Genomic DNA, 16,164 nt, shown 5'->3' with positions numbered 1-16,164 from the left:
AACAGTTTATTTTTCACCTTTTGTCGGTTGTTCATCCTTCTAATGCAGGCCACCTAAATTATCTTTATCCTAAATTCATTACCTCTTCATCTTAAACTATACTGCTAAAAAGAAAGAAGCATTACTTCAAACACATAACGCTTCTCTCAATGAATACTATTATTGTTTATATGAATAAGAGCTCGGTTAAACTTCAATGTTTAGTTATAAGAAGGAATCCAATACAAACGCGAACTGGTTAATGTGCCCATCATGTCAAGTTTACTCTAACACTTGTCAGAAGAGTAAGGATGGCAATCCACCATTGCAAACAGGACTTGGGTTAATTATAGAGGTATTTAACTGCTATAGTGATTTTTGTTACTGGCTAACTTCAGCGCCTGTCCCCTCGAGGTCACTTCGCCAATTCACTTGAAGGTAAAAAGCACCTTCATGCGAGTTGGCTCCAGCGCTTGTCGGGGATTAACAAGGCGCTTGCGTTTTTGTTACTCGCTAACTTCAGCGCCTGTCCCCTCGAGGTCACTTCGCCAAGAGACATTGTGCGTCTTCCTCTGTTAAAGGTTCCTGCCCTTATCGAGAAGAACAGTAAGCTCCTATTTTGTTCCTACAACGGGATGTTACCGTGTTTCTTTTTTGGACGCTGTTCTTTCTTATTCCTCAGCATTTCAAGCGCTTGAACTATTTTAATTCTCGTTTCTCGTGGGTCGATGACATCATCAACCATACCTTGACTAGCTGCTACATATGGATTTGCAAACTTTTCCCGGTATTCTTCTATTTTTTGTGCTCGTATCTCTTCAGGATTTTCACTTGCGTTAATTTCGTTTGCAAAAATAATATTTGCCGCACCTTGAGGGCCCATTACAGCTATTTCAGCATTTGGCCATGCAAATACAATATCTGCTCCGATTGACTTACTGTTTAGCGCAACATATGCTCCACCATATGCCTTACGTAGTATTACTGTTAATTTTGGAACAGTCGCTTCAGAATAGGCATACAAAATTTTTGCACCGTGACGAATAATTCCACCATGTTCTTGTTTAACACCAGGGAAAAAGCCCGTCACATCTTCAAACGTGATAAGTGGAATGTTAAACGAATCGCAAAAACGAATAAATCGTGCAGCCTTATCTGAAGAATCGATATCTAATCCCCCCGCCATAAACTTTGGTTGGTTACATACAAGCCCTACTACTTCGCCTCTTATTCGCGCAAAGCCTACAACTATATTGCGAGCAAAATGCTCATGAATTTCTAAAAAAGAGCCTTCATCTACCACTTGTTCAATGACTTTACGGACATCATATGGACGTACAGGATCAAATGGGATCACATCTGTTAAATCTGCTCGATAATCATCATCTGATGAAGCGTCATATATCGGAGCCTTCTCCTCATTATTTTGGGGTAAATAACTTAGTAACCTTCGAACTTGAGCGAGTACTTCCTCTTCAGTCTGACCAGAAAAATGGGCATTCCCACTTATAGAATTATGTACATTTGCTCCACCTAAATCCTCTGAGCTAATTTGTTCACCAGTTACAGTCTCAATTACTTTTGGACCAGTGATGAACATTTGACTCGTCTTTTCTACCATGAAAACAAAATCAGTAATTGCAGGGGAGTACACAGCTCCTCCTGCACAAGGTCCCATAATTACAGAAATTTGTGGAATCACACCTGAATAGATTGAGTTTCTATAAAAGACATGGCCATAGCCATCTAAAGACAAAACCCCTTCTTGGATTCTCGCACCACCAGAGTCATTTAGTCCGACAAATGGGGCACCATTTTGAACGGCTAAATCCATTACATTTGCTATTTTTTTAGCATGCATTTCCCCTAGTGCGCCACCAAAAACAGTGAAATCTTGTGAAAATAAATATATCGGTTTCCCGTTGACTTTCCCATACCCTGTTACAACTCCATCTCCAGGACCTTCCTTATTACCTAAGCCAAAGTCGTTGCAACGATGTTCAATAAATGGGTTTAATTCAACAAATGTTCCTTCATCTACTAACAGTTCAATACGCTCTCGAGCTGTTAATTTACCTTTTTCATGCTGTTTAGCTATTTTATTATCCCCACCACCCATCTCAACTTTTCTACGTCGATCGTATAGGTCATTAATTTTTTCATAGATGTCTTCCATGCTAATCCTCCTGCTTTCTTTTTTCACATAGCTCAAATAAAACACCTTTTGACGATTTAGGATGAATAAAAGCTATTTTCGAACCTCCTGCACCCGTTTTTGCTTTCTCGTTAATCATCCGAATCCCGTTCACCTTCATATCTTCTAGTCGTTGTTCTATAGAGTCTACAGCTAATGCTATATGATGGATACCTTCTCCACGTTTTTCAATAAAAACTGCTATGGGGCTATCTGTGTTTATTGGTTCTAATAGTTCTAGCTTAGATTCACCTATTTTTAAAAAGGCTACGCGAACTTTTTCAGACTCAACCTCTTCGATTCCTTCTAAATGTAGCTGAAGTACATCTTGATAGAATGGTAGCGCTTCCTTTATTGAACGTACTGCAATACCAATATGATCAATTTTCTTTACCATATAGCAATAACACCCCTTCTAGTAGGCATATCTTCACACAATAGTGATTATATAGCTACTCTTATCAGTAATAAAGCTGTAGTTTCCATAATATTTTACCTCATCCTAGTCTAGAGGTTTCTATTCTAGGTGAAATTACATCTGATGCGCTTTCCAATTATCCAGCTGCGCCTCCTTGCTTCTCAAGTTGTTTCATCTATACAACTAAAGGCAAAAACGACTTATAGTGTATAGTCTTCAACACTTGTGGGAGTCAAGGGTAACCCTACTATTGCCCACAGGGGGTGGGCTAATTTTATGTAGAATTTAGTCGGCTTTGTTTTCCTAATTATCTTATTCTCCAAAAAGCGACATTTTCCTTCAATTATTCTAATTTCCAAAATCAACTACAACTTCATAGAATAACTTCTTGTCCAAGTTATCATTTGGGGTTAAAATGATATAAAGAAAGTTTTGTTTAGGAGGGGAAAAAGAATGTCCCGTAAAAAGACACAAAAGGTTATCATTTATGTCATGCTCGGTACAATGTTACTTACTACGTTATTAGCTGGTGCTAGTACGTGGCTATAAAATATAATTATTAAAGCATCGGAATAAACAAATTCCGATGCTTTTTCATACTTCATCTTTTTATTTGAACTGAGCTTGCTGTTTATCATTCAACGTTTCATTGCGCCATATTGTATTGCTAACTCTTCGAAGCTATCCTCACTGCGAACAATTAAAACTTTTGTACCGATTGGCAATCGTTCAAAAAGCTGTTCAACATCTTTATTTTGCATCCTAACACAGCCTTGTGTTACATATGTACCAATAGATGAAGGGGTATTCGTACCATGGATACCGTAAATTCTACCTTGTGTACCTTTGACATCTAGCCCTAGCCACCTGCTCCCTAATGGATTTTTTGGGGAGCCACCTTGAATATCTTTTTTTCGATAATATGGATTAATTGCTTTAACGATAATCGTGAATTCTCCCTGTGGTGTATCTTTGTTAGTAGCACCAGTAGCGATAGGGTAAACCTTCTGTATATCCCCGTCATTAATATATGCTAATTTATTGTCCTGTTTATTAATAATTACAAAAGGGTCACCAATTATTGGATTTTGCCCTAATGGCCATATTGGAGATAGAGAAATAGTAAACAATAGCAACATGGACCAATTCAAACTTAACCACCCCCATTTAAAACACTTTATCTTTAGTGTTATTAGAACGAGAGGTTTTATTCAAGATTTAACTAGTTCATTGGTATAAACGAGTCTTTAATAATTAAGTAGAGCTCCATTTCTTTTATAAAATGGAGTAAAGAAGCTCTTGCCTCAAATTCTTCACGACTAACAGGTAAAGGCATGTCCTCAAATTTCTTCTTCATATTTGCTAACTTAACTAAGTATGTTTTTGCTGTATTACCAGGATGAATGCCTGTAATTAACTCCTCTACGAAATCAGCTATTATTTCTCCCTGTTCCACAGTGATCGTAATAGATGTTACTGTAGGTAACACTCTTTCTATAATTTCAAACTGCTTTTCTCGCATAGTAAAATAATGGTAGTAACCATCTTTTTTCCGAAGAAAGCGATTTTCTATGTCCTTAAGTGCCACATCTTTAGCCTCGTGTATTAGCGTATCTGTTGCTGTTATCTCCTCACCTTTCCAGCTCATATCATTGGTTCGTAGGTACACAACAATATGTTCGAATATTTTTTTAAAATTACCTTCGACTTCTTGTTGATAACTTCGTAATCTTTTTTCAACACTTGGCATGTATATATTTACGAGTAACGCAATTAATATACCAATTAAAATAATAATTAATTCATTAATTACAAATTGAACAGTAAATTGCTGCGCAGCGTAAAAATGAAGAATAATTACAATACTCGTTATTATTCCTTCCTGAATCCGCAACATAACAGTTGTAGGAATAAAAAATAAAACTAATAGACCGACTGAAACTGGTGTATATCCAAAACCCTCAAAAAATAAAAATGCAAAAATAATTCCAACAACACAAGCTAGAAATCTGTCAATTGAGCTCAAAACCGATTCCTTCTTTGTCGATTGAATACATAAAACAGTAATAATTCCCGCAGAAATGTAATTCTCCAATTGCAAAAAATTCGCAAGAGCCATTGAAATCGTTATTCCAAGTGCAGTTTTCAACGTTCGATAACCAATTTTAAACATAATTTTCTCCTAGGTTGTGAAGTCCTATATATGTAGTTACACTTTCTTTGCAAACATAATTATAAACTGCATGCTAAAGAATTGAAAGTTCCGTTAGTTAAAAGGAGATATGTGTAGCTTTTAAAATTGACAAGCAAAGCAAAAGATGTTTTAATTATCTCGAATTAAAAATATTTTAATATGAGATAATTAGTCATGTTTTTCAAATCACAATAGATGATGAAAGTGAGGTATTGAAATTGAGCGCAAAGCAATTAATCAAAGAAAGACGGTCCGCAAGTAATTTCGAAGAAGATATCAAAATGACCGAACATGATTTCGAACAAATATTTGAACTAGTAAAATATGCTCCATCAGCATTTAACTTGCAGCATACACACTATGTTGTCGTACAAAATGCTGAAACGAAGCTTGCACTCAAAGAAGCAGCTTTTGGTCAACACAAAGTAGGCACAGCTTCTGCAACAATCGTTGTTTTAGGTGATCGCCTAGCTTATCAACAAGCTGCCGATATATATGAAGGACTTGTAAACTTAAATATACTCAGTAAGCAAGAATTTGATCATACGATTCAAAGTATTAATCAACTATATGAATCTCGTGGTTCTCAATTCTTAACAGAAGAAGCAATTAGAAATGCTAGCTTATCAGCAATGTTATTTATGATTGCAGCTAAAGAACACCGCTGGGATACTTGCCCAATGATTGGTTTTGATCCTACTCAAGTAAAAAAGATTTTACAGTTAGAGGATCGCTATGAACCTGTATTATTAATTACAATTGGCAAAGAAAAATTATCTAGTCGTTCTCCAAGAGGATATAGAAAACCAGTAAGAGAGTTTGTTACGTTTACATAAGAACTTGCTCTAAAAAAATAGAAGCGCTCCTCATAAAGGAGTGCTTCTATTTATCGCTTACTCTACATTAAACTCTGAAGAGGTCCCTTCGTACTCATATACCTTTCCTGTAATAGTCTGATAAGCACCATAATGAACAATTCGGTAATCCCCAGCATCTGCGTCATAAGGAATTTCCCATTCAATCAAAGAGGAGGAAGTCCCTAATATTGTTGATTCTCTTATCCACCTAAACTTCGTTTCCCAATCTCCATCATTAGCAACAGTTATCCACTCACCATTCTCAAGCTTTTGAACTTCTAAGTATGTGGACTGTGTCCTAAGATTATTATTTGGATGTCCAGACCAAAAACTAACACTAACGATATTCCCTTTTTGATAAGACGGTTGCACATCTTCTTTTACATCACCAAAGTCCTTAAAAATTGGTGGAGCATCAAAAATGATACCAATATCAAAATACACTTGTTCATTACTTAAATCTTTTGGAAGTGGACCAGGAGCTATTGCTTCATTATTAATAATCGCGTTTGATAATTTATCAAATTCTTGCAAGTATCCGCTTAACGTCCATTTCCCGAATTGAGTTGATGCTCCTTCATAATGCTGGATATCATATTCTTCAGGCGTTGTAACATAACTGCTGTACGAGTTTGATAACCCTGCAATGACTACGTAATTTTCACCGTTAAATTGTGGAGCCATATGCTCATTTACACTCTCTTTCAACCTTCTACCGGCCATTGATGTAAATTCTGCAGGCACGGCTAGAATCGAAAGCTGACCAATTTGAACCATTTGTAATGGGATAATTTGTGGAGTCCATGGATCAGGTGATACTTCTGACGGTGCAAATAATATTGGCTTCGGATAGTGCTGCTCCCATAGCTCCGGATATAACACCCCACTCATTTCACCTATTTGCGGAACGAGAGTCAATAGTCCTTGTGCATAAGTTACAAGGTTATCATAACCGTCAACTGAATATTCAGGTTGTGTCATTCCTTCAACAAAAACCGGTAAATTGGTTCGACCATCCTCTGTACCAGCTGCAAAAGAATATCCCATCGTCGATGGATACGTTCTTCTTTCTTCACCATCGGTATATTGTGGATCAACTACTAAATTTGAAAAATCTACGAATTCATGCCGTGAGCGTATCTGCCCTGTTAACCGCGTTTCAGCTAAGTTGCTTAATGCTTTTGCTTTCTCAAATTGAATTTCTCCAGATCTTTTAGTACTATCAAAGTCATCATCACCATAACCTTTACCATCTCCAAATATGTTAGGGGTTACGTCTCCTTCATTTGATTGTGCAAAAGCAGCAACAAATGTTTTATTAGCGTTATAATCTGTCTCCATCTCTTGTTCATATAAATAAGATGCGTACCCTTTATTATCTCCCGAAATCAAATGATTTTCTTGACTCATTGAGACAGGGTGAACAGCAAACCAATTTATAATTCCTAGCAACTCACCTTGTTGATTGCGAAAATTAAGATGTGTCACCGTTTTATCAACACTGTCTTGAAATTTACTTCGTTCACTTTCAGGGTTATTGTTATATGCTTCAATAGACCGATTTGCACTTGTTCCGTCTAAATACCCTTCTGTTATTTCAACGTATCCTGGCTCAAGATTATAATGTGCTCTAATAATAGATTCATAAATCCCATCTACGATTGCTTGATAGTTTTCTTCATGAAACCCAAATGTAGAAACATTATATAGCCCTTCATGCGAGTATCCACCTGGCCCACTATGACTGTGTGTTGCACTTAGTATTACGTTGCTGTAATTATAAAGATGACCGTAGCCGTTTTGCTCTAATTTATTGATTACCCCTTGTGTTACAGAATGAAAAATTTGTCCTACATCAGCACTTACAAATACAACATTATTATTTGTATCTTTTTCTTTCATTATAAAAGCTCTAGAGCGTAAACGAAAATGCAAACCCTCTGTTTTCTGAGCAGAATCAGCATACCCCATCATCACTACTTCTGCAGCTGGGCCCGTTATATCGTACATACCAGCACCTACATAATAATCAAATCCATTTGAATTGGTAGCGCTTTCAGTTTTTACTACAGGCGAGTATGAAAGTACAACAACAAAAATAATAACAAGTAATAACATTTTCTTATACAATTTCAAATTCCTCCTTACTAGTTTAACAATATGTTTATATTGTTTTTAATATATTCATAAGCTACAAAACTAGTTATATGCAGAAAATTCAGAAAATATATCGATAGAACCACTTTATATTTATACGTATACAGGTAGAAAGTACCACTAATCACACATTACTTGAACTTTTTAAAAAATAGGTTTTGATTTCATTCACACTCAAATGACAATTTAATAGCTTATTTTTGGCTCATATCATAAAGAAAAATGAAGAAACCTCTTTTAAGATACGTGATCAAAAACTAGCATCTCGAATTAAGATATTTAATGGATTCATTGGGTTATATAAAGTGAAAATAATTCGTTTAGCTTCTTATGATTGATTTATAGGATTTTATGTTAGCTTTGTTATAAAAACGGGTAATCAGCTTACCTTTCTCTGAAACATTTTTTTGAATTATTCGTCAATTATATATGAGGAGGTTGTTATGAAAAGAAATATACTATGTTTGTTTGTTATTGGAATATTAGTAGGTTGTTCAGAAAGAACCGTTACTGAGGAGAGTTGGGAAGTTTCCCCTACATTTACTGTTAAAAGCGAAGAGCATGAAAGAGAGTTAAGAGGATATAAAGGTGAAGTCGCTTTTTTGGATACAATGGATTTTACAATTGGTCAAGGTGGTAAAACAAGGTGGTTTTTCTGGGGTGAAGAATTAAAAGAAGTTAATGAGGAGAATTTTAAATTGATTGGTATTCATAAAAAAACAGGAAAAGAAATAACTTTGATTGATTCAAAGGGGTGGGAAGTCGTAAATCAAAATGATAAGGAAACGGGAATAAAAGGTGTACTAGGGGCTCAATCGTCTCAACATACTGTGTTTTCACTTCCAACGGCTGGTTTATGGCGATTAAATGCTTTTATAGGGGATAAACTTTATGGAAGTATTGTTGTAGAAGTCAAAGAATAGAAGTGAACTTGAAAAACAAGTACTTGTCCATCGGTGAATCAGGTGAAGTAAAGCTCTTCATTATACATGGTATTTGAATAAACCAAAACCAACAACGCAGAGTTGCAAAAAGCAAACTCTGCGTTTTATCAAAAAATAAGATCCACCTTGTGAATTTAATTTTTCTATTTTCAGCCAAATATATAAAAGCTCAACCACATTGATGACCTTGTAATCCGTCGTAAGTAATACAACTATCTAAGCAAAAGCACTGTGACAATAATAGCTTACAACATTTATGGTGAAACAGGTACATAAAGAGTTTCTAGTTTAATCTCATTCAGTTGTTCAAAGTGTCTTAACTCATGAAGGCCGATAAACTCTAAACACTGTGCTACACTTAATACACCAAACTTGGGAAAACTGATCGCTAACCTTTCTACTTCATCTTGATCTTTAATCTCATCAATTAGCCGTAACAATGTTTGTCTTGATTGAGCCAACAGTAATAGTAACTCATCCTTCGTTGTAAATTCTTGTGAAGGTGCCCTTCCTTCTGGAACTTTACCTTTTTGAGTTCTATCGAGAATCATGAATAGTGGTTTTCTTTCTAGATTTCCAGTATTAGATTGTTCTATTGCAAATTTTATCATCTGTGTAAGTCCAGTTTCACTATCGTACAAATGGCGCAAAAGCTGTGCAATACTCCATTTATCATCTGAACTTCGTTTATTTATTTGAGAATCTGTTAACTCTTCAACACTAGCTAGTATTTTGTTCCTAATCATGTCAATACTCATTAACTCATAATCTAACATTTGCTCTCCACCCCTAGAAATAGATTTGCCACCCTTATTCTATTCGTTTTAGCGTGATAGTATACCAGAACAGCCAAGGTAAATTGTAAATAAACAAATTAGTTCTTTTTATATTGGATTCAAACGAAAAGAACAAAGAATAAAATAAAAAAGCTGTAAAAGATTGTTATATCTACTACAGCTTAATTATAAATCCGTATTCGTATTGTTGTTGTACTTGAATTAATTATTTTGTACCATCTTGTTTTCTCAATAACAATAATAATCAGTTAAATGATGTGTACTTTTTTCCTAGTATAATAACGAAATGCACGAAAAGATCCTAAAAATTTAACACTGCAAAAAAGTGTGCAGCAGAACCAGCAAGAACGAATAAATGCCAAACTGCATGGTGGTATGGAAAGCTGCGCCACATATAAAAAATCGTTCCTACTGTATAAAGCACTCCTCCAAGAACGAGTAGGTACATTCCTACCACAGGTATACTTACAGTAAGTGGCTTCCAAGCAAACACAATGATCCAACCCATTAATACATACATGAAAGTAGAAGTATAAAGAAATTTCTTAACAAAAAATACTTTAAAAATAACTCCCGCGATGGCAAGACCCCAAACTATTCCAAATAACGTCCAGCCTAACGCACCTTTAATAACAGTAAATAAAATGGGTGTATACGTTCCTGCAATAAACAAGTAAATCGCTGAATGATCAAAAATCTGAAATAAATCCTTGACCCTTCCATCAGGGAAACTATGAACTAAAGTTGAAGATAAGAATAGTAAAAGCATCGTCACACCATATATCGTAAAGCTAACGACATGCCATGCTGTTCCCTCTGTTGCAGCGGTAACAATGAGTATAACGAGTGCGGCTACACTTAGTAAAGCTCCAATTCCATGTGTTATGGCGTTGGCAATCTCTTCTTTTTTCGTAAATGTATGCGTTGTGGCCATTATATCTTTTCCTTTCTTTCCGTTTCATTATATTATACTACTAAAAAAGAAGTGTGACATGAAAAGTTATGTTACACTTCTTCTTTCATTTGCACTAGCTTTACTCGAGTAGATCTTTTTTTCATTTCAGCTAAAATCGCGTAAAGGGTTAGTATGCCTATTAACAACAATACCCAGATTGGTGAATATGTCAGCATCCAAAATAAGGCTACAATTAAAACCATACAACTAAAGGTAATTGCCCAGTTCTTAATGATGCGCATGGCTGCTAGCAACCCAATAATTGCATTACTAATAAAAAATGCATTTGCTATTTCAACGAGTAATTCAAGGTTAACTAAATCAGTATACAGAATAACTAAAACGATTAAATGGATACTTGCTAGTAATATTAAACTTACAATCGGGATATTTGATTTTGACTTATATCCCAACACCTTAGGTAACTTGCTATCTTCAGCTTGAGCAGAAATTAATCTTGCGATCCCACCTACGATCATAATATATGTAGTAACACATAGAGCTGAAGTAATTAATGTCAGTACAGGTATTGCATACGATCCAAAGAGAGGTGCTATGATTAACGCCAATTTGAGCTGAGAAGAGGCTTGCCCACTGTTTAAGGCAGCTGTGTCAATCCACTGATAAGCTGCAGCAACAGTTATATAAATGATCGCAATGATAATTGCACTAAAGAAAACACTCTTTTTAATCGTTTTTTCACGATCTCTCACTTCCATTGAATAGTTTCCAATAATCTCCCATCCCATCATTGCCCAAAAAAGAAGTAACACACTATTTCCTAACGATTGAATATTAAGTGACCCTACTATTGATACTTCTGATCTATAAAATAGTAGAGTTGAAAGGCCTCCAATAAATAATACGAGTGCTGAAATAGATGTTAATACTAATGAGATTTTTCCTAAAGAGGAAATGTTTCTCAACAATATCATCTGACATATGATTAACAGCACAATTCCATATATTTCAACTTTTATTGTAGACACTTGAAATAACAATGAAATATACTCACTCGCAGTCATTAACACCGCTACTGGGCCTACACAAACTGCCAGTATCATAAAAACAGCTGTTAATTGCTTAATAGCGTCACCAAAAGTGTGCTTTACTGCATTCGTCACACCTGAATCACCAGGAAATAAAATACTAAGCTTGCCGAACACATAAGCAAAGGGAAAGCTTAAGATCGTAATGATCAGCCAAGCAATAATAGCGGAATTTCCAGCCTGTTCCTTAATGATTGGAGGCAATAGTATGATACCTGACCCAAGTATTGGACCGATAATTAAACCACTTAAAAGCAGTGGACCAATAAGTTTTGATTTCATTTTTCTTCACTCCAATGTAAAATAATGATAAATCGTTTAATGTTTGTTGGTTTGATTATATCTTCGTTTCTCACTTCAGTAAAATAGATAGTTCCGAACAAAACAATCGAATAAAACGATCGATTCTTCATGAAGGGAGATATGTAATTGGAACTTAAACATTTAAAAACATTTAAGGTTATTACAGATGTGGGAGGATTTACTAAAGCCGCAGATATGCTTGGTTATGCTCAATCTTCGGTTACTGCACATATTCAAACACTTGAAGATGAAATAGGCTCTCCTATATTTGATAGGATCGGAAAAAAGGTTGTTATTACAGATGCTGGTAAAAAACTATTACCATATGCTATTCAAATGCTAGATTTATATGATCGAGCAAGACATATTGCTAAAGAGGAAGAAAATCCAGCTGGAACAATTAAAATTGGTGCACCTGAATCCTTAACAGTTTATCGACTACCACCAATTATCTCAGCATATAAAAAGCTATATCCTAATGTACAAATTATCATTAAAACATTTGAGTGTTGGAGATTAAAAGAGTTATTACGTAGTGGCGAAATAGACATTGCCTTGCTGCTACAACCAGAACATGAAGATTCGGATTTACAACTTACAAAACTAATAGATGAACCAATGAATGTTATTGCACCAATCGAACATCCTTTAGCTAAAAAACACGATGAACCAATTTCGATCCCATTCGATGAAACGTTTATTTATACAGAGAAAGGCTGTGATTATCGAGCAACTTTTGAAAATCACTTACTTAAGCACGGTTATGTCCCTGATACAACACTTGAATTTTGGAGTATCGAAGCAATTAAACAATGTGTGATGTGTGGGTTAGGAATCTCATACCTTCCTTCGATAGCAGTTCAAACTGAGCTGGAGGAGGGAAAGATCGCATCACTTGATTGGAAAATTGATGGTGAAAATGTCTCAACATTATTAGCCATTCATAAAAACAAATGGCTCTCGCCTGCTTTAGACGCATTTATAGAAATGTGTACACAATATTCAGTTACATGGCAAAATGAAATTGACAATGTATAAAGGTGCTGGTAAGGGTGATTAAAAAACTGGATATTCGTAATTCTTTAATTGCAACCGAGCTATTGAATATCCAGCTCGTATCGTATGAGGTAGAGGCAAAAATTATTGACTATAAGAATTTACCTCCGTTAAAAGATACAACTGAGGCGATAATGTCATGCGGGGAGGAATTGTACGGGTATTATGTTAATGAAAGGCTAGCAGGTGCAATTTCATTCAAACTTTACGACAATATGTTAGATATCCATCGATTATTCGTCCATCCTGACTTTTTCAGAGCAGGTGTAGGTAGAGCATTAGTTCAATATACGTTAAACAACTACCAAAATGTGGACAAGTATATTGTTAGGACTGGCAAAATGAATACTCCAGCAAAAAATTTATACAGTAAATTAGGATTTGTAGAAATAAAAGACGAACAAGTTGCACCTAACTTGCTCATTACTGTATTTGAAAAGCTGTTTTCCCATTGATTGTTGCTTTTCTTTCTAAGATATAAGCACGTATACAATCTAGCGTTAGTGGCATTTTCTACTTGTACAATTATTGAGCTCTCTTATAACACACCATATTGTCTATGTAAACAATAGCAACTAAGTTTACGAAAAGAGCCATTTGAAAAGAATTTATCGTACACTTAGTTGCAAATTTAACAAAATTGTTACTACGGTTGTCAACTATTAATGTGCCATGAACTGTAGTTATAATCATGGTACGAATTACAACAATCCTTGCGTAAACGTCCATCTGAAAAACCCTAAGTGTAAATTACAGCTTCACTTAGGGTTGTTAATTAATTAAGTTTAAAATTATAACACCTTTGCTAAGAAATCTTGTGCACGTTGACTTTTTGGTGAGGAGAAAAATCGTTCTGGTGCTGCATCCTCAATCAATTGACCGTCATCTAAGAACAAAATTCTATCAGCTACCTCTTTTGCAAAGCCCATTTCATGCGTTACAATAACCATCGTCATACCTGTATGGGCTAGTGATTTCATAACCTCTAACACTTCCTTCACCATCTCTGGATCTAAGGCAGACGTAGGCTCGTCAAACAGCATAACATCAGGTGCCATGGCTAGAGCACGAGCAATGGCAACACGTTGTTTTTGCCCTCCAGACAGTCGTTTAGGATACTCATTTGCTTTATCTGAAAGCCCGACCTTCCCCAATAAATCTCTAGCCTTCGTTTCTGCTTCAGTTTTACTAACACCCTTTACTTTAATAGGAGCATACATAATATTTTCTAGGACGGATTTATGCGGAAATAAATGAAAATGCTGAAAAACCATCCCTACATGATGACGGACTTTCATAATATCAGTTTTAGGGTTCGTTACTTCATCTTGCCCTATCCACACCTTACCTTTCGTAGGCTCTTCTAATAGGTTAAGGCAGCGTAGAAAAGTTGACTTACCAGACCCTGAAGGTCCAATGACAGCCACTACCTCACCTGAATCAATCGTTGTCGAGACATCCTTCAATACTTCGAGTTTACCAAATGATTTAAACAGGTTTTCTACTTTAATCACTTTTTCTCATTCTCCTTTCAATCGCTTTGCCAAGGAGTGTTAATATCATAACCATTACATAATATATACCTGCAGCAAATAATAACGGTTCTAAAAAGCTATACAGATCTCCTCCAACTACGAATGCAGATCTCATAATATCCATGATACCAATCGTCATAACTAAAGCGGATTCTTTTGTTAATGTAATAAACTCATTCATTAGAGCTGGTAAAATATTCTTCAAGGCTTGCGGTAATACGATGTCAAGCATCATTTTGCTATATGGAACTCCGAGTGCTTGTGCCGCTTCTTTTTGCCCCTTATCTACTGCTAAAATTCCTGCTCTTATAATTTCAGAAATGTACGCAGCGGAGTTTAAGCTAAATGCTATAATAGCAGCTGGCATTTGCCCTATTTCTACTCCAATGATCTCTGGAAGTCCATAATAAATAATGACTATTTGTAAAATTAATGGCGTACCACGAAAAATAGACGTATATACATCTGCTAGTAAAACTAGAACCTTAATTCGACCAATTTTAAAGAGTGATATAATTATACCTAATAAAAAGCCAATTATTGCTGAGCTAATTACTATTTGTATAGTAACGATTATTCCTTTTAATATAAATGGCATTGACGGAACAATTTGTCCAAAATCTAAATTCAAAATCCTTTTCATCCCTTCCGAAAAACATTTAAAAAGGTGAGATAAATTCCTCACCTTCAATCATCATTTTTATTTTTCTTCTTCTTCACCGAACCATTTAATAATCAGTTTATCTAGCTCTCCATTTTCTTTCATCTCGTTTAACGCATTATTAAATTCCTCGGTTAAACCACTTCCTTTTGGAAAAGCAATCGCGTATCCTACTTCTTCTTCATCACCTTCAATTGTAAAACCAGACAAGTCCTCCATCTTATTCAAATATCCTTGTGCTACTGTATCTTCAATAATTGCAGCATCAAAACGTCCTATTTGTATTTCTTGCAGAAGTTCTGGAATTCTACTTCTACTTTCTATAGTAATATCAACTGTTTCAGCTATGCTGTTAGCTTCTTCCTCTTGAATTGATCCAAGTTGTACACCAACAGTTTTTCCTTTTAAATCTTCAATCGTATTAATTCCACTATCCTTTTTAGACACGATCATGTGATTTGCAACATAATATACGTCTGTAAAATCTACATTTTCTTTACGTTTTGGAGTAGGAGTCATCCCAGATATAACAAAATCAAACTTATTAGCTTCTAGAGCAATAATAAGTCCATCAAAGCTAGTATCAGTAATTTTTAAGTTATATCCTAATTTATCTGCAATTGAATTGATAATATCAATATCAAAACCTATAATTTCATCACTTTTCGCTGTATCAATATATTCGAAAGGAGCATAATCTGCTGAGGTACCAACTGTTAATGTTTTTTTCTCAGAATTTTCACCCTCTGCTCCTTGACCACTTTCTGGTTCATTATCCTTCGTTCCACATGCTGCCAACAAACCAATTACTAATATACTAATTAAGCCTAACAAAATATTCTTTTTCACATTTATCCCCCTTAAAACATTGTATTTTTATGCAAGTAATTGTATTTTAACATAAATCTATAATTATGCAACAAAAATAATTATTATGTTTACTAGAATGTATCACCTCTTTTTGGATGGCTCTTTTCCTAAACCTATTTACTAAATTAGAACACAAATAAGGCTTTATGCGACTTTCATCTATACAGAAGAGTAGATACTCCACGACCACTCATC

16 protein-coding genes are annotated in these 16,164 nt (G+C 35.2%); 5 read left to right on the top strand and 11 right to left on the bottom strand.

Features of this window, described 5'->3' with window-relative positions:
- Positions 1-604: 604 nt before the first annotated feature.
- Positions 605-2,155, bottom strand: a complete 1,551-nt coding sequence (locus tag SLH48_RS02635) for an acyl-CoA carboxylase subunit beta (RefSeq protein ID WP_214480174.1) — start codon at positions 2,153-2,155, stop codon at positions 605-607.
- A gap of 1 nt (position 2,156) precedes the next feature.
- Entirely contained in the window at positions 2,157-2,570 is a 414-nt protein-coding gene (gene mce / locus SLH48_RS02630) for a methylmalonyl-CoA epimerase (RefSeq protein ID WP_320256901.1), read from the bottom strand.
- Positions 2,571-3,044: 474 nt separating this feature from the next.
- Between mce and prli42 the strand changes: the two genes are divergently transcribed.
- A complete protein-coding gene (prli42, locus tag SLH48_RS02625) occupies positions 3,045-3,140 on the top strand; it encodes a stressosome-associated protein Prli42 (RefSeq protein ID WP_214480176.1) in 96 nt (31 codons plus the stop codon).
- An 89-nt stretch (positions 3,141-3,229) separates the two neighbouring features.
- On the opposite strand, the gene SLH48_RS02620 is transcribed toward prli42, so the two are convergent.
- On the bottom strand, positions 3,230-3,742 hold the full coding sequence (locus SLH48_RS02620) for a L,D-transpeptidase (RefSeq protein ID WP_320256900.1): 513 nt from the start codon (positions 3,740-3,742) through the stop codon (positions 3,230-3,232).
- A gap of 71 nt (positions 3,743-3,813) precedes the next feature.
- A complete protein-coding gene (locus SLH48_RS02615) occupies positions 3,814-4,764 on the bottom strand; it encodes an aromatic acid exporter family protein (protein ID WP_320256899.1) in 951 nt (316 codons plus the stop codon).
- Positions 4,765-4,997: 233 nt separating this feature from the next.
- On the opposite strand from SLH48_RS02615, the gene SLH48_RS02610 reads away from it, so the two are divergent.
- Complete coding sequence (locus tag SLH48_RS02610; RefSeq protein WP_410628270.1) at positions 4,998-5,621, top strand: nitroreductase family protein; 624 nt, start codon at positions 4,998-5,000, stop codon at positions 5,619-5,621.
- Positions 5,622-5,678: 57 nt separating this feature from the next.
- On the opposite strand, the gene SLH48_RS02605 is transcribed toward SLH48_RS02610, so the two are convergent.
- On the bottom strand, positions 5,679-7,772 hold the full coding sequence (locus tag SLH48_RS02605; protein WP_320256897.1) for a neutral/alkaline ceramidase: 2,094 nt from the start codon (positions 7,770-7,772) through the stop codon (positions 5,679-5,681).
- Positions 7,773-8,242: 470 nt separating this feature from the next.
- Here SLH48_RS02605 and SLH48_RS02600 point away from each other — a divergent pair, with 470 nt between their 5' ends.
- Positions 8,243-8,722 carry a hypothetical protein gene (locus SLH48_RS02600; RefSeq protein ID WP_320256896.1) on the top strand — a complete coding sequence of 160 codons (480 nt, stop codon included), beginning with the start codon at positions 8,243-8,245 and terminating at the stop codon, positions 8,720-8,722.
- Between the two features lie 275 nt (positions 8,723-8,997).
- On the opposite strand, the gene SLH48_RS02595 is transcribed toward SLH48_RS02600, so the two are convergent.
- From SLH48_RS02595 to SLH48_RS02585, 3 genes are all read right to left on the bottom strand, one after another.
- Positions 8,998-9,519, bottom strand: coding sequence for a DinB family protein (locus tag SLH48_RS02595; RefSeq protein WP_214480182.1), 522 nt, complete (start codon positions 9,517-9,519; stop codon positions 8,998-9,000).
- A 322-nt stretch (positions 9,520-9,841) separates the two neighbouring features.
- Complete coding sequence (gene trhA / locus SLH48_RS02590) at positions 9,842-10,474, bottom strand: PAQR family membrane homeostasis protein TrhA (protein ID WP_214480183.1); 633 nt, start codon at positions 10,472-10,474, stop codon at positions 9,842-9,844.
- Positions 10,475-10,545: 71 nt separating this feature from the next.
- Positions 10,546-11,826 (bottom strand): APC family permease, encoded by a 1,281-nt coding sequence (locus SLH48_RS02585; protein ID WP_320256895.1) that lies wholly within the window; start codon positions 11,824-11,826, stop codon positions 10,546-10,548.
- A gap of 147 nt (positions 11,827-11,973) precedes the next feature.
- Here SLH48_RS02585 and SLH48_RS02580 point away from each other — a divergent pair, with 147 nt between their 5' ends.
- Together SLH48_RS02580 and SLH48_RS02575 are read left to right on the top strand one after the other, a co-directional pair.
- Positions 11,974-12,885 (top strand): LysR family transcriptional regulator, encoded by a 912-nt coding sequence (locus SLH48_RS02580; protein WP_320256894.1) that lies wholly within the window; start codon positions 11,974-11,976, stop codon positions 12,883-12,885.
- A gap of 14 nt (positions 12,886-12,899) precedes the next feature.
- On the top strand, positions 12,900-13,358 hold the full coding sequence (locus SLH48_RS02575) for a GNAT family N-acetyltransferase (protein WP_320256893.1): 459 nt from the start codon (positions 12,900-12,902) through the stop codon (positions 13,356-13,358).
- Between the two features lie 336 nt (positions 13,359-13,694).
- Here the strand turns inward: SLH48_RS02575 and SLH48_RS02570 are convergent, their stop codons facing one another.
- The 3 genes from SLH48_RS02570 to SLH48_RS02560 all read right to left on the bottom strand — a co-directional run bounded on the left by SLH48_RS02570 (position 13,695) and on the right by SLH48_RS02560 (position 15,948).
- Positions 13,695-14,417 carry an amino acid ABC transporter ATP-binding protein gene (locus SLH48_RS02570; protein WP_320256892.1) on the bottom strand — a complete coding sequence of 241 codons (723 nt, stop codon included), beginning with the start codon at positions 14,415-14,417 and terminating at the stop codon, positions 13,695-13,697.
- Positions 14,410-15,069, bottom strand: a complete 660-nt coding sequence (locus SLH48_RS02565) for an amino acid ABC transporter permease (RefSeq protein WP_320257152.1) — start codon at positions 15,067-15,069, stop codon at positions 14,410-14,412. The genes SLH48_RS02570 and SLH48_RS02565 overlap by 8 nt, the downstream gene beginning before the upstream one ends.
- 69 nt (positions 15,070-15,138) lie before the next feature.
- Positions 15,139-15,948 carry a transporter substrate-binding domain-containing protein gene (locus SLH48_RS02560; RefSeq protein ID WP_320256891.1) on the bottom strand — a complete coding sequence of 270 codons (810 nt, stop codon included), beginning with the start codon at positions 15,946-15,948 and terminating at the stop codon, positions 15,139-15,141.
- Between the last annotated feature and the right edge of the window lie 216 nt (positions 15,949-16,164).

Origin of the sequence: Cytobacillus sp. IB215316, assembly GCF_033963865.1 — a bacterium.
Classification (GTDB): domain Bacteria; phylum Bacillota; class Bacilli; order Bacillales; family SM2101; genus Nanhaiella; species Nanhaiella sioensis.
This window is presented reverse-complemented; position numbering and strand designations above follow the sequence as displayed.